Source organism: Spirosoma spitsbergense DSM 19989, assembly GCF_000374085.1.
GTDB classification, from domain to species: domain Bacteria; phylum Bacteroidota; class Bacteroidia; order Cytophagales; family Spirosomataceae; genus Spirosoma; species Spirosoma spitsbergense.
Window position 1 is genome coordinate 29,768 of sequence record NZ_KB893581.1, and the last position, 21,857, is coordinate 51,624.

Annotated in this window: 17 protein-coding genes; 5 read left to right on the forward strand and 12 right to left on the reverse strand. The window is 52.0% G+C overall.

What is annotated here, in order from left to right; genetic code table 11:
* Positions 1-109 precede the first annotated feature (109 nt).
* Both B157_RS0126320 and B157_RS0126325 read right to left on the reverse strand, forming a co-directional pair.
* Positions 110-1,177 carry an aldo/keto reductase gene (locus B157_RS0126320; RefSeq protein ID WP_020606306.1) on the reverse strand — a complete coding sequence of 356 codons (1,068 nt, stop codon included), beginning with the start codon at positions 1,175-1,177 and terminating at the stop codon, positions 110-112.
* A 73-nt stretch (positions 1,178-1,250) separates the two neighbouring features.
* Positions 1,251-2,060, reverse strand: a complete 810-nt coding sequence (locus tag B157_RS0126325) for an SDR family oxidoreductase (protein WP_020606307.1) — start codon at positions 2,058-2,060, stop codon at positions 1,251-1,253.
* Positions 2,061-2,140: 80 nt separating this feature from the next.
* Here B157_RS0126325 and B157_RS0126330 point away from each other — a divergent pair, with 80 nt between their 5' ends.
* Positions 2,141-2,506, forward strand: coding sequence for a helix-turn-helix domain-containing protein (locus B157_RS0126330; RefSeq protein ID WP_020606308.1), 366 nt, complete (start codon positions 2,141-2,143; stop codon positions 2,504-2,506).
* 23 nt (positions 2,507-2,529) lie between these two features.
* Positions 2,530-3,258 carry a carbon-nitrogen hydrolase family protein gene (locus B157_RS0126335; RefSeq protein WP_020606309.1) on the forward strand — a complete coding sequence of 243 codons (729 nt, stop codon included), beginning with the start codon at positions 2,530-2,532 and terminating at the stop codon, positions 3,256-3,258.
* Between the two features lie 63 nt (positions 3,259-3,321).
* Here B157_RS0126335 and B157_RS0126340 read toward each other — a convergent pair whose 3' ends face one another.
* Complete coding sequence (locus tag B157_RS0126340) at positions 3,322-3,708, reverse strand: VOC family protein (protein WP_020606310.1); 387 nt, start codon at positions 3,706-3,708, stop codon at positions 3,322-3,324.
* Positions 3,709-3,838: 130 nt separating this feature from the next.
* Positions 3,839-6,253, reverse strand: a complete 2,415-nt coding sequence (locus tag B157_RS0126345) for an ABC transporter permease (RefSeq protein ID WP_020606311.1) — start codon at positions 6,251-6,253, stop codon at positions 3,839-3,841.
* 43 nt (positions 6,254-6,296) lie between these two features.
* Between B157_RS0126345 and B157_RS0126350 the strand changes: the two genes are divergently transcribed.
* Positions 6,297-6,776 (forward strand): Uma2 family endonuclease, encoded by a 480-nt coding sequence (locus tag B157_RS0126350; RefSeq protein ID WP_020606312.1) that lies wholly within the window; start codon positions 6,297-6,299, stop codon positions 6,774-6,776.
* A gap of 62 nt (positions 6,777-6,838) precedes the next feature.
* Here B157_RS0126350 and B157_RS0126355 read toward each other — a convergent pair whose 3' ends face one another.
* The 5 genes from B157_RS0126355 to B157_RS0126380 all read right to left on the reverse strand — a co-directional run bounded on the left by B157_RS0126355 (position 6,839) and on the right by B157_RS0126380 (position 16,224).
* Positions 6,839-9,229 carry an ABC transporter permease gene (locus B157_RS0126355; protein ID WP_020606313.1) on the reverse strand — a complete coding sequence of 797 codons (2,391 nt, stop codon included), beginning with the start codon at positions 9,227-9,229 and terminating at the stop codon, positions 6,839-6,841.
* A gap of 12 nt (positions 9,230-9,241) precedes the next feature.
* Positions 9,242-11,662 (reverse strand): ABC transporter permease, encoded by a 2,421-nt coding sequence (locus B157_RS0126360; protein WP_020606314.1) that lies wholly within the window; start codon positions 11,660-11,662, stop codon positions 9,242-9,244.
* Between the two features lie 12 nt (positions 11,663-11,674).
* Positions 11,675-14,086, reverse strand: coding sequence for an ABC transporter permease (locus B157_RS0126365; protein ID WP_026308981.1), 2,412 nt, complete (start codon positions 14,084-14,086; stop codon positions 11,675-11,677).
* Between the two features lie 442 nt (positions 14,087-14,528).
* Positions 14,529-15,719 carry a formaldehyde dehydrogenase, glutathione-independent gene (gene fdhA, locus B157_RS0126375; protein ID WP_020606316.1) on the reverse strand — a complete coding sequence of 397 codons (1,191 nt, stop codon included), beginning with the start codon at positions 15,717-15,719 and terminating at the stop codon, positions 14,529-14,531.
* A gap of 103 nt (positions 15,720-15,822) precedes the next feature.
* Positions 15,823-16,224 carry a GlcG/HbpS family heme-binding protein gene (locus B157_RS0126380; protein WP_020606317.1) on the reverse strand — a complete coding sequence of 134 codons (402 nt, stop codon included), beginning with the start codon at positions 16,222-16,224 and terminating at the stop codon, positions 15,823-15,825.
* Between the two features lie 185 nt (positions 16,225-16,409).
* On the opposite strand from B157_RS0126380, the gene B157_RS0126385 reads away from it, so the two are divergent.
* A complete protein-coding gene (locus B157_RS0126385; RefSeq protein ID WP_020606318.1) occupies positions 16,410-17,336 on the forward strand; it encodes a helix-turn-helix domain-containing protein in 927 nt (308 codons plus the stop codon).
* A gap of 4 nt (positions 17,337-17,340) precedes the next feature.
* Here B157_RS0126385 and B157_RS0126390 read toward each other — a convergent pair whose 3' ends face one another.
* On the reverse strand, positions 17,341-18,045 hold the full coding sequence (locus B157_RS0126390; protein ID WP_020606319.1) for a LytR/AlgR family response regulator transcription factor: 705 nt from the start codon (positions 18,043-18,045) through the stop codon (positions 17,341-17,343).
* Entirely contained in the window at positions 18,042-19,499 is a 1,458-nt protein-coding gene (locus B157_RS0126395) for a serine hydrolase (RefSeq protein ID WP_020606320.1), read from the reverse strand. Before B157_RS0126395 ends, B157_RS0126390 begins: the two co-directional genes overlap by 4 nt.
* Positions 19,500-19,590: 91 nt before the next feature.
* On the opposite strand from B157_RS0126395, the gene B157_RS36045 reads away from it, so the two are divergent.
* Positions 19,591-20,163 carry an ExbD/TolR family protein gene (locus tag B157_RS36045; RefSeq protein ID WP_020606321.1) on the forward strand — a complete coding sequence of 191 codons (573 nt, stop codon included), beginning with the start codon at positions 19,591-19,593 and terminating at the stop codon, positions 20,161-20,163.
* Here the strand turns inward: B157_RS36045 and B157_RS0126405 are convergent.
* Entirely contained in the window at positions 20,130-21,824 is a 1,695-nt protein-coding gene (locus B157_RS0126405) for a sensor histidine kinase (RefSeq protein ID WP_245565275.1), read from the reverse strand. The two genes, B157_RS36045 and B157_RS0126405, sit on opposite strands and share 34 nt — an antisense overlap.
* Between the last annotated feature and the right edge of the window lie 33 nt (positions 21,825-21,857).

The following is a 21,857-nucleotide window of genomic DNA, read 5'->3' on the forward strand; positions in this document are numbered from 1 at the left end:
TGCAGGAGATTAACTAGAATATGCACAAAATACGGTAGACGATACCGTATTTGCAAACAGTACGCTCGGTTGAGCTGTCTTTAATACGTCGCTCAACCGAGCCCCCGCCCTATTTGGATGTTGTGGCCGCTGCCGGTTGATTCGGCGAAAAATTATACGTCCCCAGCCGGTCGCTGCTTTGCCGCTGAATCATCCACTGCGGATATGGTTTCGTAGTAGCACTCACTTCGTCCAGTTGCTCCAGTTGCTCCATTGTCAGGCTAAGGTCTACGGCCTTAATATTATCCATCAACTGATCCGTGTTTTTCGCCCCGATAATCATGCTGGTTACCCCGGGTTTAGCCAGCACCCAGGCCAGTGCAATACGGGCAACCGATACACCATGCGCTTCGGCAATAGTTTCCATCACGTCGATGATGTCGTATGCCCTTTCCTGATTGACTGGCGGAAAGTCGAAGTTCAGACGGCGGGAATCCCCTTCCGGCTGGTTATTTCGGGTGTATTTCCCCGATAGAAACCCACCCGCCAGCGGACTCCAGGGCAGAATACCCATCTGCTGATCCTGCACCATCGGCACCAGCTCGTTTTCGAGATCGCGCCCGGCAATGGAGTAGTAGTTCTGGGTCGAAACGAATTTTGTCCAGCCATTTTTCTCGGCAATACCGTTGGCTTTCATTACCTGCCAGGCCGCCAGATTGGAGCAGCCAATGTAGCGCACTTTTCCGCTTCTGACTACGTCTTCCAGGCCCCGCATAGTCTCTTCGAGGGGTGTAATGGGATCGAAGCCGTGAATCTGATAGAGGTCAACGTGGTCCATTTGCAGGCGTTTCAGGCTGTCTTCCAGCTGCTGCATAATTTGCAGCCGACCCAGACCAACCTGATTTTTCCCTTCGCCCATACGGCCACGGACTTTGGTGGCGATAATCAGTTCGCTCCGCGTCAGACCGAGCGATTTCATCGACTGACCCAGTAATCGTTCCGATTCACCGAATGAATAAACATTGGCAGTATCGATAAAATTAACCCCATTATCAACGGCGGTTTTCAGGATGTCGTTTACCGCGTTTTGCTGGAGTTCGCCCATCGCTTTCCAGTAGCCATTGCCACCAAAGGTCATGGTGCCGAGGCAGATTTCAGAGACTAAAACGCCGGTATTTCCAAGTGGGTTGTACTTCATGTGCTTATTCGTTGTGGTTTATTAGTTCAACCGGTAAACAGCCGGATTGTTGATTTGATTGATAGTATGCAGGCTAATTAAAAAACAAATTATCTATCCCCGCCCTGAATGTTTCATCGCCAACCGCCAATCGTCGGGCATACATAGCTTTGGCATCTTCCCCGGCCACATACCGTAGCTGGGTTTTGCCATCGGTGGCAGCTTCGTATACTACTTCGGCAATTTGCTCTGCCGTTGAGTAATTGATGGCCCGGCCCGGGTCCCCAAATACACTCATTACCTTCCCAACCAGTTCATCATACGCATCATGTTGCGTCAGCACCAGCGAACGACTGGCAAAATCGGTCGCTATCCCACCCGGCGAAACGGTTTTTATACCGATGCCAAATTTAGCCAGTTCGAACGCCATACTTTCGCTCCAGCCTTCCAATGCCCATTTGGTCGCGTGGTAAACCGAGTTGAACGGTAGTGCTATCAGCCCTCCGATGGACGTAGTGCTGATAAACAAGCCCGATTTTTTCTCCCGAAAATGGGGAATAAACGCTTTCGTTACCCGGATAACGCCCAACAGATTCGTGTCGAGTTCGGCAATGAGTTGTTCGTCGGTTGTCCCTTCCAGTGGCCCGGCCAGGCCGTAGCCTGCGTTGTTGAATACCACATCGACACCGCCCGATTCAAGTACCTGACCGGCCGTTGCCTCTATCTGTTCCAGACTGGTAACGTCCAGCGGCATGACCGTGACGTTCGGAATATGGGTTAATTCGGTTTCCTTTTCAGGCTTCCGCATCGTAGCGATTACGTTCCAGCCCTTGTTGGCAAATAAAATGGCGGCCGCTTTGCCTAAACCGCTCGATGCTCCGGTAATAAAAATTGTTTTGGTCATTGGTCGGAATGAGTTGATATTCGTACAGGGAACAAATTGGAGTAGACTCCAGAATTCCCTTTACCCCAACTTTTTACACCATGTTTATCAGCGAACTATCTGCCCGAACCGGATTCACCCCGGACACCATCCGGTTTTACGAAAAAATGAAGCTGGTGCAGGGGGTACGACAACAGCGGCAAAGTCACCGGCAGTACGACGAATCGCACGTTGCTGCGCTGCTACAGATTAAGTTTGCCAAAGCGATGGGCTTTACGCTCAAAGACATACAGGAGAAACTGAGCGACTGGGATCAACTGACCGAAGCCGAAAAGCAAGGTATTCTAACGGCTCAGCTCAAAAAAATGGATGAGGCAGCGGCAGAGATCAATCAGGTGCGGGCCTATCTACAAAAAAAGATTGCCCGCCTGAGTGAGCAGACCCGTTCGAATGAACTGGTTTGTTGATACCCGTCTGAACAGAAAAAGGAATGAAACTTTGTGTAGCCCAAATAAAGCCCGTATCGGGTGCCGTTCAGCGCAACATCGACCAGCATAGAAAGCTACTGGCACTGGCCATCACGCAGGGTGCTGATGTGGTTGTTTTCCCGGAATTATCCCTCACGGGGTACGAACCGAACCTGGCCAGTCAACTGGCGACCGGGCAGAACGATAGTCGGTTCGATACGTTCCAGCAGCTTGCCGATGCCCATTCCCTAACGATAGGCATTGGCGCACCCACAAAAAGTGAGACCGGTATCTGCATTAGCCTGATCATTTTCCAGCCAGTCAAAGCCCGGCAAACCTACTCGAAGCAATACCTGCACCCGGACGAAGAAGCATTTTTCGTGAACGCCCAGCGGTTTTCGGGATTAATTGGCCCCGAAGCCAACATTGCCCTGGCGATATGCTACGAATTATCCGTCCCTGAGCATCTGGCGAATGCCTGCAAAAACGGCGCAGAAATATATCTGGCCAGCGTAGCCAAATCCAGCGAAGGCGTTAAGAAAGCCAACGAACAACTGATGGCTATTGCCCGCCAGAAGTCGATGCTTGTTTTGATGACCAACTGCATCGGCCCGTGCGACAATTTTGTGGGAGCCGGTCAATCCGCCATCTGGACCAATACGGGCACCCTGGCCGGTCAGCTAAACGACACCCACGAAGGTATTCTGCTCGTAGACACCACTACGCAGGAAGCCATGGCGCTATATCTATAAATCAATAGGTATCTTTTGCCAGGAACAGCCGGTACGGGTGATGGACAGAGGTTGATGTTTGCATCAGTTTTGCCGCTCGCCATAACAGAAACAAAGGCCATCGGGTGCTACGACGAAAAAGACCTTCCATTTTGTCTCACCGTATTTTTGATAATCAAAGTCGGGGTTCTCTTTATCAAAGCCATTGGTCTTCAGTTCGGCAAATGCCTTTTCAACATCATCGACTTCAAAAAAACAACCGTCCTGGGTGGGATCACCGCCGTTTTCGGCCAGTCCAAGCTGCATGTCATTGCGCTCAATCGTAGCTGACTTAAAAGGCGCATCGCTTCGGGACACGACCCGGAAGCCCATAACCGTTTCGTAAAAAGGAATAGCCGTTTCCAGATCCTCGACGGGTAGCTTCATTTTATCCTTCTGGTAAGGCCAGGCATCTTTTAGTGTTGCTCTCATCTCGTCCATGATTTTTCGTATTATCGTTTTACCCGCAAGCTAAAGCCACCAGAACATAACCTTTTTACGTTGTTCGATTCACCTCACAAAAATCACCACGACAGGCAGATGGGGGCCTAGAAACCCTTGATCACTCACTCCGCAGTGACTTCACCGGATTCATCATCGCAGCTCTCACGCTCTGGAAACTCACCGTCAGCAGGGCAATACTCACCGCCAACAGACCCGCACCGGCAAACATCCACCACTCGATGTCAATTTTATAGGCGAAGTCCTGCAACCAGCGATTCATGGCATACCAGGCCAGCGGACTGGCGATAACAATAGCGATGAGTACCAACCGCAGGAAATCTTTGGAGAGTAAGGTAACAATACTACTCACACTGGCACCCAGCACCTTTCGGATGCCGATTTCCTTTGTTCGCTGCTCAGCCGTGAAGGTGACCAGCCCGAACAGACCCAGACACGATACAAAAATTGACAGAATCGAGAAATACAGAATGATGCGGCCCGTGCGCTGTTCGGCGCGGTACTGCGCATCCAGCTCCTGATCGACGAAGCCATAACTAATGGGGTTGTTTGGTTCATACTTTTTGTAGAGCGATGCTATATCGGCAATGGTACGCGGCACCTGACCGGGGGTAGTTTTGACCAGCAAGTTGAAATACGGATTGTCGGGGCGAAACCGGAAAATAAACGGCTCGATAGCATCACGCAGCGGGCGGAAGTGAAAATCTTTCAACACACCCACGATAAGGCCCGATGGTCCCCAGAACTTTACGCGCTTACCAATGGCCTGCGCCGGGGTCCAGCCCATCCGTTTGGCCGCTGTTTCGTTAATCATGAACGCACCCATTATCGAGGATGTATCGGATCGAATTTTCCATGAGAAATTCCGCCCGGCCGCCAGTTGCATCCCGGTCGTATTCATGAAATCAGCGTCGATGTTCATGTTCGTAATCAAAAACTGGTTGTCAGGCCGTTGCCCTTCCCACTCAATAGTTGAGGAGTTAATCATGTCGACCAGCGCACCGGTTGTGGCCGAAGCAACCGCTACGCCGGGGAGTTGCTGAACATCGCGTTTGAGTCGAAGAGCATTATTCCGCAGGTCGCCTTTCATCCGGATGTACAATAACTGCGACTGATCGAAACCCAGCTTCCGGTGTTGCATGAACGCTAACTGCCGGTAAATGACCACGCTGCCAATGGTCAGTACTACCGCCAGCGCGAACTGCCCCACCACCAGCGACTGCCGGAACGTGCGGCCTGATTTTACCGCTAACCCCAGCGAGTTAACCGTTCCTTTCAGTACCTGCGCCGGTCGGAACGATGAGAGGAAAAACGCCGGGTATAGACCTGCCAATAAACCGACAACTCCCGTCAGTAAGGTAAGTGCCAGCCAGAACAGAGGTTCGCCAGTAGGAACGACTAATGTCTTGCCCGACAGATCATTGAAAAGCGGCAGCAAGGTTTGTAGCAACAACAACGACACCGAAACCGCTAGGCTTGTCATCAGCAATGATTCGCCCAGAAACTGCCCAATCAAGCCGGACCGGCTGGCCCCAACCGTTTTCCGAACGCCCACTTCACGCGCTCGATGCGACGCGCGTGCGGTGGCCAGGTTGATGAAATTGACGACTGCAATGAGCAGCACAATCAGCCCGACGGTCAGGAAAATGCGGACATACAGCATATCGTTGCGGGTGCCCCAGTCGGTGGCGAAATCGAATTTCGACTTGAGGTAAATATCGCTCAGGGGTTGCAGGTAAAGGACAGCATCGTTTTCAGTATTGTAGCGTTTGATCTGCCCGCTCAGTTTGGCGGTAAAAGCGACTATATCAATGGGAGAATCGGCCCGGTCGGGTTTCAGGAGTACGTACGTATGGTAGCTATTACTACTCCATTTCTGGCTCCATTCGTCGGTTTTCTCCAGCCACTTATACGGCAGCAGTACATCGAACTGGATGTGCGACCGGACGGGTGGTTTTTTGGCCACGCCTACCAGCGTAAAGGGTTGCTGGTTGTTGAACGACAGCGGTTTGCCAATAATACCCAGCCGCCCCCAGTTAGCACCAAACAGCCGTTCGGCCATCGTTTCGCTAATGACCACATCGTTAGGGCTAATCAACGCTTTTTGTATGTTACCAGCCACCAATGGAAAATTGAACAGGTCAAAAAACGACGGATCGACAATGAGCATATCCTGAGCCTCAACGGTTTTCTGTTTTTGGCTCAGCGTTCCCGACCACCGCCCAACGCGGGTTGTCTGCTGCACTTCGGGGAAGTCTTTAGTCAGCGTAGCTGCTAAAGGACCGGGCGTAACGGCCACGTTGAAGATACCACCGGGTTGTTTCTGCCGTTCGACCACGCGGTAAATCCGGTCATAGTTGGTATGGAACTTATCGTATTGAAGCTCATCCAACACGTATAGGCCGATGGCCGTGCAACAGGTTATTCCCAGTGCCAGTCCTGTGATATTAACCAGCGAATAAACCTTACTTTTCCACAGGTTCCGGAGGGCGATTTTGAGGTAGTTACCGAACATCGTTTTGAAATTTTGGTATCTTTAAAGAAAAACTCGATCTGCTATGGAAGCCATGATTGACCAGGACGTATCGGCCTACGAACGAGAGCGAAACAAACCTATACCAACGCTACTGCACGGTGCCATTCAATTTAATATTGGGTTTGAACTTAAGATCGCTTATCCTAACCGGTTTCGGATTGCCAGCGAGGTACTGCTTGATACCAAGCCAGTGGGTAGTACACCCGACGTGGTTTTATATCCACTAACTGAGCTCGATTTTAAACATGATCCATCCCGTCGGTCCGATGCTCCGTTACTGGTAGTTGAGATTCAATCTGCATCACAAAGCACCAAAGAGATGGTTGATAAACTAGACGCTTATTTCGATTTTGGTGTCTCGTCGTGCTGGATTGTTTTGCCCGATATTCGGGCGATATTGGTGTATGATAGCCCATCGCATTATAAGTTTTTCCATGATGATGTCGTTCTAACTGACCAAAAATTAGCTGTCGAACTGAGTTTGAAGAACATTTTTTCGTAAGATGTTTACCGTTAAATGACGTAGTGGATATACGGTGATCGGTCATTTTGGAGGACTCAGAATCATTCGCTTCGTAAACTCTTTACCGGATTCATCAGCGCAGCTTTTATACTCTGAAAACTCACCGTCAGCAGGGCAATTCCAATGGCCAGTAAACCCGCTCCGGCAAAGACCCACCAGGCAATGTCGACATGGTAGGCGAAGTTTTGCAGCCACTGCCCGGTGAGGTACCAGGCCAGCGGTAAGCCAATGATGATGGCTATACCAACTAATTTCAGAAAGTCTTTGGACAATAGTGTAACTACGCTGCCGATAGATGCGCCCAGCACTTTGCGAATTCCGATTTCCTTCGTTCGGGCTTCGGCGGCAAAAGCGGCCAGCCCAAACAGACCCAGGCAGGCAATCAGCACGGCCAGAATGGTGAAGGAAAGGAGTATGTAGCCCTGTTTCTGTTCGGCCTGGTACTGTTGCGAAAAGTTCTCGTCCAGAAAATGGAACGTGGGTGTATCGGCCGCATCGAATTTATGGTAAACCTGACTGATGGTGGCCAGGGCTTCGGTCGTTTTTTCGGGGCGTATACGCACGTAGAGGTTATCCTTTTCTAAGGGAGCGGGCATCTGTATGACGAGCGGCTCAATCTTGTGCTGGAGCGAGTACGTATGAAAATCGGCTACTACCCCAATCACCCTCGCTTCGGCGGTTTCGTCTTTCCCCACAAAATACTTAACGCGCTTACCGATGGGGTCCTGCCAGCCCATTTTCTTTACCAATGCCTCATTTACCAGGACGGCACTCGTAGAATCAGTAGGGAAGGCTTCGGAAAAATTACGTCCCCTAAGCAGTTTAATCTGCATGGTACTCAGAAAATCGGCATCGACAGAAAACTGTTGAACAACCTGCGTAGCCGTTGACATAACACCATCCTGCTCGAAGAACAGCCCATTGCTGCCAATATTGTTGTTGCCGATGGGGTTAGTAGCTGCCGAGGTAGCTTCGATAAACGGACTCTTGTTCAGTTCATCTTTCAGGGCGTTTACCTGTTGCCTCGACTCGTTGTTATTGAGGTGAAATGTTAGCACCTGCTCTTTGTTGAAGCCCAGATTTTCCTGCTGCACATAATTCATCTGCCGATAAATCATGGCCGAACAGGCGATCAGGGCAACGGCAGCTGCAAACTGAAACACCACCAGCGATTGCCGGAAACGAACCTTTCCCAGCTGATTGCCCAATTGCCCCTTGAGGGCCACAACTGGCCGAAAGCCGGACAGGACCAGGGCCGGATACAACCCGCTACCCACGCCCAGGAGTCCTACGAACAAAACGGCTAAGCCAACCGTCACAATCGGGCCGTACTGCGTGAGCGACAACGACCGACCCGCCAATTCATTGAACCACGGCAGTAAACCATTGGCCAGAAGCGTCGCCAGTACCCCGGCGAATAATGCCATCAGCAATGATTCGGTCATAAACTGGCCAATAAGCTGCCCTCGCCGGGAGCCAATAGCTTTTCGAACGCCTACCTCACGGGTGCGGGTGACGGACCGGGCAATGTACAGATTCACGTAGTTGATACCAGCCATAAACAGCACCAACGCAGCAATGATGGCAAAAACCGCCACTGTTTTAGCATCGCCGTTCGGGCCGATCTCGTAGTCGAGGTGCGAGTGCAGGTGAATGGAGGTAAGGGGCTGAAGTTCCATTCGGTAGTCCATACCACCTTTCGTTTCTTTTTCGAGGTATTTCGCGTAAAAACCAGTGAGTTTACCCTCCAGCGTTTTAGGGGTACTGCCTTTTGACAGTAGCAGATAGGTGTAGAGGTTGAAGTTTTGCCAGCCATCGGTATAGTTAGCGGGCAACGACCGCAGGGCACTGAATTGCAAATGCGAGTTGGCGGGCACATCGGCGATAACACCGGTTACCCTATTGACGAAATGATTGCTGAACTCGATGGGTTGACCAACTGCCTTGCGGGCATCACCAAACAGTTTTTCGGCCAGCGTTTCGGTCAGCACAATGCTCTCCGGCCGGGCCAGCGCGGTAGTTGGGGAGCCGTACAGGAACGGAAACGTGAATACATCGAATACCGTGTTGTCCGTAAAGAAAATGTCGCCGGCTTCAATCTTCTTATCACGGTACGTGATTATACCACCGCCTTCGGTCGAGAAACGGACCGTTTTTTCAACCTCCGGGTAATCGCTTTTGAGAGCAGCCGCAAACGGGGCCGAGGTAGGGGCCAGTTGCAGGTTGCCACCGGGCCACGTTGCGTACTGCACCACCCGTACAATGCGGTCGGCGTTGGCGTGGAACCGGTCGTAGCTTAATTCGTGCGCGATGTACAAGCCCATGAGAGCAACGGCGGTCATGCCAATGCCCATGCCCACAATATTCAGCGAACTGAAGAGTCGGTTCTTCCACAAATTGCGGAAAGCGATTTTGAGATAGTTGGTGAGCATAATTATACGCGTTTATTCAGATCGTAAACTCTTTACCGGGTTCATCAGGGCGGCTTTTACACTCTGGAAACTCACCGTCAACAAGGCAATCCCCACAGCCAGTAAACCGGCCAGCGCAAACATCCACCATTCGATAGCGACTTTGTATTCGATGTCTTTCAGCCAGTTGCTCATCACATACCAGGCTACGGGCGACGCAATGACGAGGGCAATGGCGACTAACTTGATAAAGTCGAAGGAAAACAATCCGAAAATATTGGCCATCGACGCGCCCAGTACTTTCCGAATGCCTACCTCCTTGGTGCGGGCTTCGGCCATAAACGCCACCACACCGTAAAGTCCTAAACAGCCGATGAAAATAGCAATGCCCGCCAGCAATCGGAACAGGGCGAACAGCCGTTCTTCGTTTCGGTAGAAATTATTGACGGCTTTATCCACAAACTCATACTTGAACACAAAATCGGGGAAAGCAGCGGTCCACACTTTCTCAACCGTCTTCAACAACCCGCTGATAGCCGCAGCGTTAGTGGCCTGTGGGGTAAGCTTAATGTTCATCAGGCGATAAGTATCCCGAACAGTGGTGATGACGCAGGGTTGCGTGCGCTGATGCAGCGAGAAGGTATTGAAGTCGCGAACAACGCCCACAATGGGAATTTTAACTTTACTCCCGTTCAGCCCCGATAGCGTTTTGCCCAGTAGTTTCTGTGGGTCGGGGATACCTATTTTTTTAGCAAACGATTCGTTGACAACCAGTTCGCGGATGGTATCGGCGGGCAGGGGTTTGCGACCCGCTATTAGTTTCAGCCCGTAGGTTTGAAAATACGACGTGTCGGCCGGGCGCATCACCACCGCAAAATCCGCTTCTTTATCCGCATTCTCAAACCGGAAACTGGTCCACCAGTTGCCCTTTGCCGAAGGCGTAGACAAACTATAACTCATTGACTGAATAGCGGGTTGCCCCAGTAGTTTGGCCGAGAGCGATTCCAACTGACCCGGTTTCTTTCCATCGGGCAGCGGAATAGTAACAACGGCTTCTTTGGTGTAGCCGAGGTCGGCGGAGCGGAAATGCTGCATCTGACTATAGGCCACGATGGTGCCGATAATGAGCATCTGCGAAATGGCAAACTGCCCCACAATCAAACTCCGGCGTAAGGTCAACTGCCCTTTCCCTACCGACCTGATTTTCCCTTTCAGAGCCAGCACGGGCTGATAACCCGAAAGCACCAAAGCTGGATAGAAACCCGCCAGTATAGTGGTACATACAGCTAGAAACAGCAAAAAACCGAGGATGGGTGCATGGAAAAGAGCTACCTGCTCCAGCTTTATATCGAGCAGCGTAACAACATAAGGCAAGGCACAATACGCAACAAACAGGGCTAGTACGACAGACAAGCCCGTCAGCAGGCCGGTTTCGCCCAGAAACTGCCGCACCAACTGCCCCTGCGAACTACCCAGCGTTTTACGGATACCTACTTCTTTAGCCCGCCGAATGGCCTGGGCAGTGGCTAAATTAATGAAGTTGACACAGGCTGTAACAAGGATAAACAGGCCAATCAGCGCCATCACCCAAATCGTTTGTTTACTCACGGTACGATTGGCAAAATTGGCCGAGTGCGTATCGAAGTGAATTTGCGTCAGGGGTTGCAGTTCGTAGCGAATATTTTTGGCATCGTCCGGCTTTTGGTATTTGTTCACAAACCCAACGAGTTGCCGCTCCATCGCCTGTGGCGTTTGGGCTTCGGGCAGCATCAGGTAAATCTGGGCCTGACTGGAGTTCGACTGCCAGTCGTCCCACGAGGTATTGGCCCCGAACTGTTTCAGGGAGGCAAATGACAGCAGCACCTCAAACGGCATACTGCTCGTAACGGGCGGGTCCTGCACGATGCCCGTTACGACAAAATCCATTTTGTTCTCCACCCGAATCCGTTTGCCCATCGGATTGGCACTGCCGAAGTATTTGCGAGCCATCGACGCCGACAGTACCACCGTATTCGGGTTGCTGAGCGACGTTTCGGGGCTCCCCGCTTGCCAGTTGAAGTCGAACAGGCGAAAATAGGCCGGTTCGACAAACGCCATTACGCCCTCTTCTTCCTCAAATTTCTTTTGAGCATCGGTACGCACCACGCCCTCGGCTTCATGAACGAGCGTCACCTGCCGTTTAATAGCCGGAAAATCGGTGCGCAGTGCCGCCAGGGCTGGCAACGGAATACCTACGTTCCGCCCGTCACTTTCGGCGTTTTTATAAGCCGTAACCAACCGGTAAATGCGGTCGGCTTGAGTGTTGTGCCGGTCATAGCTCAGTTCGTAGCGAATAGCCAGAAACAGCAACAGGCAGCAGGCCAGCCCAAAAGTGAGGCCCACTACATTGATAACCGTATAATTCCAATTGCGCCGAAGGGTGCGTAGGGCCGTTGTGAAATAGCTTTTCAGCATGGTTTCAGGGGTTTATTCGGAACGAAGTGATTTAACTGGATTCATCAGGGCCGCTTTCACGCTCTGGAAACTCACCGTTAGCAGGGCTATCAGCATCGTCAGGCCACCGGCCAGCAGGAACACCCACCAGTGAATACCGGTGCGGTAGGCAAAATCATTCAGCCAGGTGTGCATGGCGTACCAGGCTACGGGGGCGGCAATGACCAGGGCCACGAACACCAGCTTTACAAAGTCTTTGGAAAACAGGGTTACCAAACTCATTTCCGACGCGCCCAGTACTTTGCGGATACCAATCTCCTTGGTGCGTACTTCGGCCATGAACATGGATAAACCAAACAAACCCAGGCACGAAATAAGAATGGCAATGCCCGCAAAAATACTGAACAGGGTTTGCTGCGTCTGCTCGCGGGCATACAGCCGGTCGAACCGTTCATCCAGAAACTGGTAGTTGAAAGGCTGCTCCGGGAAAAACTGTTTCCAGACCGACTCAACCCGCTGCACACCCGCCGGAATATTGCCTTTGAGGGGAACAGACAGCCAGTTGAGCTGGCGGGGAGTCAGGATCATCGCCAGTGCCGCCATCTGCTGATGCAGCGACTCGAAGTGAAAATCTTTCGTCACGCCAATAACCTGTCCGCTGGCAGGACCATACTGAAACGGTTTACCAATGGCCTGTTCGGGTGTCCAGCCCAGCAACCGCACGGCGGTTTCGTTCAGCACCACCATCGCCGTATCGGTTGGATAGGCGCGGGAGAAATTACGGCCGGCCGCCATGGCAATCTGATAGGTCGGGATGAAATCGTGGTCGATTCGCAGTGCCCGCAGGTTAATATTGACGGGAGCCATACTGTCGCCCGTCATGGTACGGGCATTGTACGAGTCGAGCAATCGGCCGGACGGTATGCGCGACGACCGTCCTATATCCCGGACAATACCGGTCTGTACCAGTTGCTGCCTGAGGGTTTCATAATTCGTGGTCGAATCGCCTACATCCGGCAGGAGCAGCATTTGTTCTTTCTGGTAGCCCAACCGATAATCCTGAATATACTTCATCTGGCTATACACCACTACTGTACTGATGATAAGCACGATAGCAATGGCGAACTGCGTTACAACCAGCGCCTGCCGCAGTTTACCCGTGCGCATGGCCGAAGCAATCTGCCCTTTCAGCACGCCCAATGGCCGAAAAGAGGTCAGAAAGAACGCCGGGTAGCTACCCGCTACCAGGGCGGTCAGCAACGTAACACCCACCAGAATACTCAGGAAAACCGGATTGAGCAGTTGGTTGAACGATACCTGTTTGTGCGTAAACTCATTCAGTGTCGGCAGGCAGAGCATAACCAGCAGGATGGCAATACCGAGCGCAAACAGAACCAGCAGCAGCGATTCGCTCAGGAACTGACCAATGAGCTGGGCGCGTAAAGCCCCTACAACCTTACGCATCCCAACCTCTTTGGCCCGCCCCGCCGAACGGGCTGTGGCTAAGTTCATGTAGTTGATACAGGCAATCAGCAAAATGAACAGACCGATGGCCGAAAATAAATAAATGTAGCTTATATCCCCGGCGGGTTCCAACTCCGAATCGGTGTGCGAACGCAGGTGGATATCCGTTAATTTTTGTAGGTTCAGCACCGAAAAGGAGGAAGCTTTCCTACCATCATTGGCCGGAACGTGCCTATCCTGAAAGGCCGGAAAGGCCGCTTCCAGGCGCTGCGGATCGCCGGACCGCCCCGCCTTCAGGAGCAGGTACGTATTGAAGGAATTGTTCCCCCAGTTACTTCGCAGGCCTTCGGCTCCATACACACGCGGGTCGTTCAGGGTTGAAAACGAGATAAGAAAAGTGGGGTGAAAATGCGCCTGAGCGGGCAACGGCTCAAACACCCCCGTAACGGTCATATCAAATTGATTATTCAGCCGAACGGTTTTGCCGATGGGTGATTCGGTGCCAAAATACTTTTCGGCCATTGGTCGCGAGAACAGAATAGCAAACGGGTTAACCAACGCCAGATCAGGATTCCCGTTAACGAGCTTAATATCAAATACGTTGAACAAATTAGCTTCGGCAAAATATATATCCTCCTCATTAAAGGAGTGCTCGCCATAGCGTATCAGGCCATTGTTATCGAGGGTTCTCACCATTTGCTCCACTCCCGGGAAATCCTGCTTGATCAGCGGACCAAAGGGTGGTGCCGCCTGCGCCAGTTTCAGCGACGGTGTCCCGTCCGTAGAGAGGAACGTTCGGGCCACCCGGTAAATCCGGTCGGCGTTGGTGTTGTAGCGGTCGTAGCTCAGCTCATCAGCCACATAAAGTGCAATGAGCAGAAAACACGCCAGCCCAACGGCCACGCCCGTAATATTGATGAAACTGAACGTCTTGTGTTTACGCAGATTCCGAATGGCGATAAGCAGGTAGTTTCGTAGCATAAGACAACGTTCATAAACGTAATTTAAAACGTTCTCCAAATGCTGTACCAAAAAGGCAACCTGTTCATTATCAAACAAGAAGCAGAAGAATTATTTTTGACGGTGTCCGCTAATGGACAATAGGCGTACAGTTGCGGACAGGTATATGAGTAAATGGACACTGTATATTCACCTGACACCACCCTTTCTGAAAGAGATTACCCTTTTCTTACCAATTTAGCGGGCTTCAGCAAGACGATTTCCACACGCTGAAAAAGGGCTACCGGTAACCTCGTCTGGTGTGTAACGCCGGGCGACGCAGACATCATCCCCGTTGACAAGCCAATGCCCTGGTGGAATAAAACGGGCGTTCGGCAACTTCCTGGCTTCACTGTCAGGGCACAAAAAATCGGCACGAAATCACTGGTGGTTTCGTGCCGACTAGGTCATACCAAAAAGGGAATCAATTCGGAATCAGGCCGTGTGGGTCGATTACGAATTTCTTGGCGGCTCCTTTGTCGAAATCCTGGTAGCCTTTGGGGGCTTTGTCCAGGCTGATAACTTCCACGTTTACGGCTTTGGCAATCTGTACTTTGTCGTACAGGATCGCATTCATCAACTGCCGGTGGTATTTCATTACCGGACACTGACCGGTGTAGAATGAGTGCGATTTGGCCCAGCCCAAACCAATACGAATAGAAAGATTCCCTTCCTTGGCGTCCTCCGTAGAAGCACCCGGATCGCCAGTTACGTAAAGGCCCGGAATGCCAATGGCACCCCCCGCCCGCGTTACGGTCATGGCTGCATTCAGCACGGTGGCCGGTTGTTCTTTACCCGAATCGGAACCGTGTCCGTGAGCCTCGAAACCAACACAATCGACAGCGGAGTCTACCTCCGGCACGCCAATAATTTCGGCAATCTGGTCGGCTAGTGGAGTATCCTTACGCAGGTCGACGGTTTCACAGCCAAAACTCCTGGCCTGCTCCAGCCGCTCCGGAATCATGTCGCCTACGATAACGACGGCGGCACCCAGCAAATGGCAGGAAACGGCACAGGCCAGCCCAACCGGACCCGCGCCCGCTACGTACACAATGGAACCCGGACCAACACCCGCCGTAACGGCTCCGTGGTAACCCGTCGGGAAAATATCGGATAGCAGCGTCAGGTCCCGGATTTTGGCCATCGCCTGATCTTTATCGGGGAATTTCAGCAGGTTAAAATCAGCGTAAGGGACCATGACGTACTCGGCCTGACCACCAACCCAGCCGCCCATGTCCACGTAGCCATAAGCGGCACCGGGCCGGGCGGGGTTAACATTCAGGCAAATACCGGTCTGGCCAACCTTACAATTCCGGCATCGTCCGCAGGCAATATTGAACGGTACCGATACCAGATCACCTTCTTTGATAAACTCCACATCGCGCCCGGCTTCAATGACCAATCCGGTTATTTCGTGGCCCAGCACCAGCCCGGCGGGGGCTGTTGTCCGGCCCCGAACCATGTGCTGATCGCTGCCGCAAATGTTGGTCGAAACGATTTGCAAAATAACCCCATGCTCGCATTTACGATCGCCAAGGGCCAGTTTAGGGTACTCAATTTCCTGTACTTCAACCACGCCGGGGCTGATGTAGGCAACACCATGATTATGACACATAGTTTTAGGGGTTTAGACGAATGCGAAAGTTATTGATTGTCCTGTACCAGGCGTCATTTTTGGTCATTGATTGACCTTAAACGAGCCGGGCACAGGATAAACGCTACTGTAATGCATCCACACCCGCCTGGGCTACGGTGTGGTCATTTTCGACGGAACTGCCCGATACGCCGATGGCGCCGATGATTTCGCCCGACGCATTTTTGATGGGGATGCCACCCGGAAAGGTAATCAGCCCACCGTTGGAATGCTCGATGTTGAACAATGAACCGCCGGGTTGGGATAACTTGCCGATTTCGCCCGTTGGCATATCGAAGTAGCGGGCTGTACGCGCCTTCTTCTGGGCAATATCGAGCGAACCTAACCAGGCGCCATCCATGCGGGCAAAAGCTACCAGATTGGCACCGGCATCAACGATGGCAATATTCATCAGGGTATCAATGTCAGATGCTTTAGCTTTGGCCGCCTGTACAGCCGTTTCGGCTTGTTTTAATGTAATGCTCATGCGTTTTTTGGTAAGTTGTTTGTCAAACCAGACCCTTGTGTTGAGTCTATGAACAAAACTAAGGGATGCAGGATGGCCGTATTTGCACAATAATACTAAGAAATATTACGATTGTCCAACTTTACCGAATGGGTCAGTAACTAACGTAGCTGGATTACGTTTTATAAAGAATAAGCGATAAATTAATGACGAACGGCTATCCTCTACAGGGTATCAACTTATCCGACACGCGGGAACTGGACTCGCTGGTCGAGCATCGGCGGGTATTTACTCTAAACCACTGTGAGTTAAACATTTTTGAGACGTACCGGCAGTGTTCCGATGTGGTGTTATCCTACGATGGGCTGGTTATTACCAGTATGTTGCGGGGAAGGAAGGTGATGCACCTATCCAAAAATCCTGGTTTCGACTTTCTGCCCGGCGAAACCGTCATCCTGCCCGAAGGCATATCCATGAAAGTAGACTTCCCGGAGGCCGACGAACGACATCCGGTTCAATGCGCTACCATTGCCCTCAACTGGCCCGTAGTGACCAGTATGCTGGATTTCCTGAACGAAACCTATCCTCGGCAGGATGGTTCGGCCGAATGGAAGCTGAATTTCAATCAGTACCATTTTTACAATAATCGGGAACTGGCCAACGTCATGAACAAGCTGATCAGCATCAGTATGGAAGATGATCTGGCCAAGGACGCCCTGGCCGATCTGACGCTCAAATCATTACTGATTCGGGTGATTCAAACCCAGAACATGGCGTTGGCAGAAGATGGCCTGCCAACGAATAATCGGTTTGCCACGGTGGTCGAGTACATCAGAGAACACCTGACCGAAAAGATTGGCATCGACACGCTTTGCCGGAAAGCGTGCATGAGCAAGTCCGGCTTTTTTCGCTCGTTCAAAGAAGCCTTCGGGCTGTCGCCAATGGAGTTTGTCATCCGGGAACGGATTAACCTGGCGAAACGGCTATTAATGAATCCGGCGGCTACGGTTAGTGACGTGTGCTATCAGGCAGGCTTCAATAACCTGCACTACTTCTCCCGTCTGTTCAAGATGCTGGAAGGCGTAACGCCAACTGCCTACCGCCAGCATACGACCGGATCAGGGCTGGCGTAAATTTTTATGCCGTATTCAACCGGGTACGGATGGTAGTGACGGCATCTTCGTACGATGCGCCGATTGGAATAACGTGGCTGCCCAGCGTGATCTCCTGTCGGCCCAGCACATCGATTTTATGGATGGCCACGCAAAACGACCGGTGTACGCGAATGAACCGGTCGGGGGGTAACTGCTCAATCAGATCGGCCATGGTCTGGCGACTGAGCAGTTTTCGGTTAGGCAGGACGAACGACAGGTAATTCCCTTCGGCTTCAATGTATAGGATATCGTCGAACCGTACTTTTTCTTCCTCATAGCCGGTCTTTACGAAGAGAAAATCTGGTACGTCGGGGGAACGGAGCGTGTGCAGGTCGAGGGCTTTGGTGCAGGCTTTAAGAAAACGGGCCAGCGAGAAAGGCTTCAGCAGATAATCGACGGCATCGAGTTCGAAACCCTGTACGGCGAAGTCGGAATAGGCCGTGGTGAAGATCACCATCGGTGGTTTGGGCAAGCAGTTAACAACCTCCGTACCTAAAATATCCGGCATTTTTATATCTAGAAATAGCAGGTCGACACGGTTGGTCTGGAGCCATGCAATAGCCTCGATAGCATCGGTAAAACGTGCTTTTATTTCCAGAAACGGCACTTTGGCGGCATGAAGCTTTATGACCTCCAGCGCCTGTGGTTCGTCGTCGATAGCAATAGCGGTGAGGGGTTTAGCGGTCATTTTACGCGGGTCCAGCGGTCGTGGCCAAAAGCGAGCAGGGTGTTGATTGTGCCGTCGGCCGCGGTTTCAAACGTAAACGGTCCACCTTCGTCTTTAACGAAAAAGCTCAGATCCGATTCGGGCAGCAGGGTGAACGAGTGGTTGTCCCAGGTTTGCCGAACCTGTAGCCCTGCATCCTGGCGGGTAATTTCCAGCACCGGTTTTTTGTCGCCGTAGCCTTCGTACCTACCCACCAGCTTATCCAGTTGGTCGGGTTGCACCGTCGCTACCTTTCTGGTAACGGACTTGAAGTCGGGCCAGTTGTAAACATACGCGATGCTGCGCAGGATATCGTTGATCACATCCATGCCATTATCCGAGTTGGTCATGATAACCGCTCCCTGTCCCGATTCTGAAAAGGCGTACAGAAAGCACCGATACCCCATATTGCCACCGCCGTGTCCAAAACTGGCCGTGCTGTTTTCGCCGTTGAGACCGGGTCCAAGCCCCTGATTGCCGAGCTGCCGGGTCAGCATAGTTTTCGTCATCGACGCCGATAACACGTGATTGGCATTCCCCCGTATCGACTGCTGAACTTCCAGTATGTACAGGGCCAGGTCGGACGGGGTTGTCCACAGGCCGGCCGGTGCCGTTTCGGGGTAGGTATTCCAGTCGCCCGCTAGTTTTCTGCCGGTACTCCAGTGCGCAACGCTGACGTTTTTACCCATCGCTTCGGGCAGCGGCTGCGCGTAGGTGCTGTGACGCATGCCGAGGGACGACAGCACCGTTTCCTGCATGAAGGTGGCGAACGGCTTTCCCGTTACGTCCTCCACAGCCTGCTGCATCACTACATAGCCACCGCCCGAATACTCGTTGCGAGCACCGGGTACGGTATCCGACACTACGGCCGGGGAGTTCGCGGGTTTTTCGCCGTTCAGGATCTGCGCCGTTGTCGGCAGTTGTCTGCCTTTGGGGTAGCCCGGAAAACCGTGTACCGTCAGGCCGGCCGTATGGGAGAGCAGACCCCGCAGGGTTACGGGTTTCTGCGCCGTAAAGCGCGACGGTTTTATCTTCCAGCTTGTCAGGTACTGGTTAATGTCGGTATCCAGACTCAGCTTTCCCTGCTCCACCAGTTTCAGGGCACCCAGTGCCGAAACGGGTTTGCTGATCGATGCGGCCTGAAACAACGTTTCGGTATCGGCTTTCCGGGTGCTGTCGATACTCAGATACCCGTAGGCATTTGCCCATTCGAGTTTACCGTTGTTGACCACGGCAATACTTACGGCCGGCACCTTAAACTGGCGCATCCGTTCGGCTATAGTGTACCGAACGGGTGGTTTGTCGGCCAGTTGAACCGCAGGCATCAGACTGGTTTCTACCTGCTTCATTTTTTTGGCTACTTCGGGTGATACCGACTGACTGAACGAAGCGGAGATCAGCCACAGCAGGAGGAGAGTAGTGAACGTGTATTTCATGGATGTAAAAGGTATAAGGGTGATTGTAAGGTATGAGCTATTGTGTGGATTTAAGGGTTTTTAGGCATCTATATCCAAAGTAGGAATCAACATGAAAGCACATCGCCAACGCCGTCAGCTCCCGCGTGTCGACCTGACACCGTTCGTTAGTATTGCCCTGTTACTGATCACTTTTTTTATCTGGATGAAGCAGCTTCAGCGACCTGTAGTACTAAAAAGTTCAACACCTTTAGAGAGACGATTTTGTGGTGAACCGCTGTATTTCTCTGCTACCATCTTTCTGTTAGGCAATGACCGGATTGGTTATCTATCCTTCATCCGCGATAAATCCAGCGCCGACTATGTTGAAACCGACTATTCGATCAATGGACTGCGTACGCAACTGCTCTTTACGGAACTGGAACAATACCCAGTAGTGCTGATCGCTCCCACGCCACAATCGACGGTCAAAAACCTGATCGATGTCATCGATGAGTTAACCATCAACGGGAAGGTTCTGTACACCCTGGGTTACGAAATTACCGATGGCGAAAACCAGCTGCTGGCGAGCTACCGTCACTACAGAAACGAGAACCCGTATCGGCCCGCTTTTTTCCGGGTACTCCCTCACTACCGGCGTGACCAGACCCTTTACCCGTACACCAGCGAGAGCGAGACGAAATAATCCTGCTCCGATTGCTGAATGTCAAGCTGATGCCGGCCGGGATAGATCAATGCCAGCCGCTTGCGCACATTGTCCAGTCCCACACCCGATTGAACCGCTTCGGGGTCGTGATGACCATTCATGTCGGGTGATCGGGTATGCCGGGAGTTGTGCACCTTAAAATACAGTCGGGAATCATCCAGCGTCAGCGTAATGTAAATCCATGATGCATGCCGAAGACTGATTCCATACTTAAAGGCATTTTCTACGAAGGGTGTCAGCAGCATGGGCGCGATGTAGAGGACGCGATTCGGCTCCTGAATGGTGACCCGGATCTCAATATTGTGCGATTCGTCGATGCGCATCCGCTGAATCCCGATGTAGTTGCGCAGGTACTCGATCTCCTTGTCGAGCGGAATGCGGTCGCGGTTGTTTTCCTGCAGCATGAACCGCATCATATCGCCGAGTTTCTGGATGCCATCGGCGGTTTTTTCACTGTTCTCTTTCAGGGCCGTAGCGTACAGACTATTCAGGGCATTGAACAGAAAGTGCGGATTGATCTGCGCCCGCAGACTCGCCAGTTCGGCCGCCCCCGTCGACACCTGCGTTTGCAATACCGTTTTCTCCTGCGTGAACGCCTGCCTGCCGTAGGCTACTGAAACGGATGCAATCAGGACAATAGCCATGAGCAGAAGCGGGTCGCGGTTATCGTAATGGAACGCAGTTGTGGCTCCCCATAAAATCAGCGTGGTAACAAAAATTGTCAGCAGGTACGTGGCTACGCGCCTGGCCAGCAGTACTTCCGGCACTGACGACGACTGTAGAAAGGGCAGAACAAAAAACAGGTAAGTACCCGTACGAGCGGCTCTCATAGTTTCCGTCGTCAGCGATCCTCTCAGCAGCGGCAGAATATACGAATAGATATAGCCCTGTAACGCCAGTATCTGAAGACCGAGTCCCGATAGCATCAGGACGTTGCGGGAGCCTCGTTGATTCCACAAGAACAAGGGCGGCTCCGCTTTGAGCGCAGCCATAAGTGCACCCATCACCAGGCCACCCAACAGCAGGTAGCTGACCAGTCGGAAATGCCGCGTCGAATCCTGCGCAATCTTTCGGGACAGGTAGGCATAATACTGAAAGGTTGCTTCATACACGCCCAGCACGATACCCAGTCCAACAGCATCGGCCAGTATGGTGCGCTTGCGGTAAAGCGAATAGGTTGTCAGCCCGATAACATTGCCCGCCTGATCGTGCTGGTAGCGCGGGTATAGTTTCAGGTAATGATACACAAACATCGCGGCCAGCAGCAGCAAAACGGTCAGTCCGGTTACTAGCCAGCCCGTTGGGTTATCGGGCCGTTCCTGAAGCTTCGGATAAGCCTGATTATGAAAAACATACCAGGACGTCAGGAAGATTCCCATGCCCGCAATGAGTGGTGCGTTGTTGTTCAGCAGGTAATTGTAATCTCCCGGATTTTGTTGGATACCAGCTGACGGAACCCTGTTCCAGCCAGCCCGTTCGGTCATAGTATCCAGCCTCGCTACTTCGATAACTAATCGCTGGACGACGTACAGGATTGCCACTCCAACAAAGAACCATGGTTCGTATCGCCGGATAAAAGAATTGTTGCGCATCGCTTTCGCTGATTTTTGACCAAAGCTATTGAAGATGATCAGACGCATGGCGAAAATGGGATGAACTGGCCGAAAAAAGGG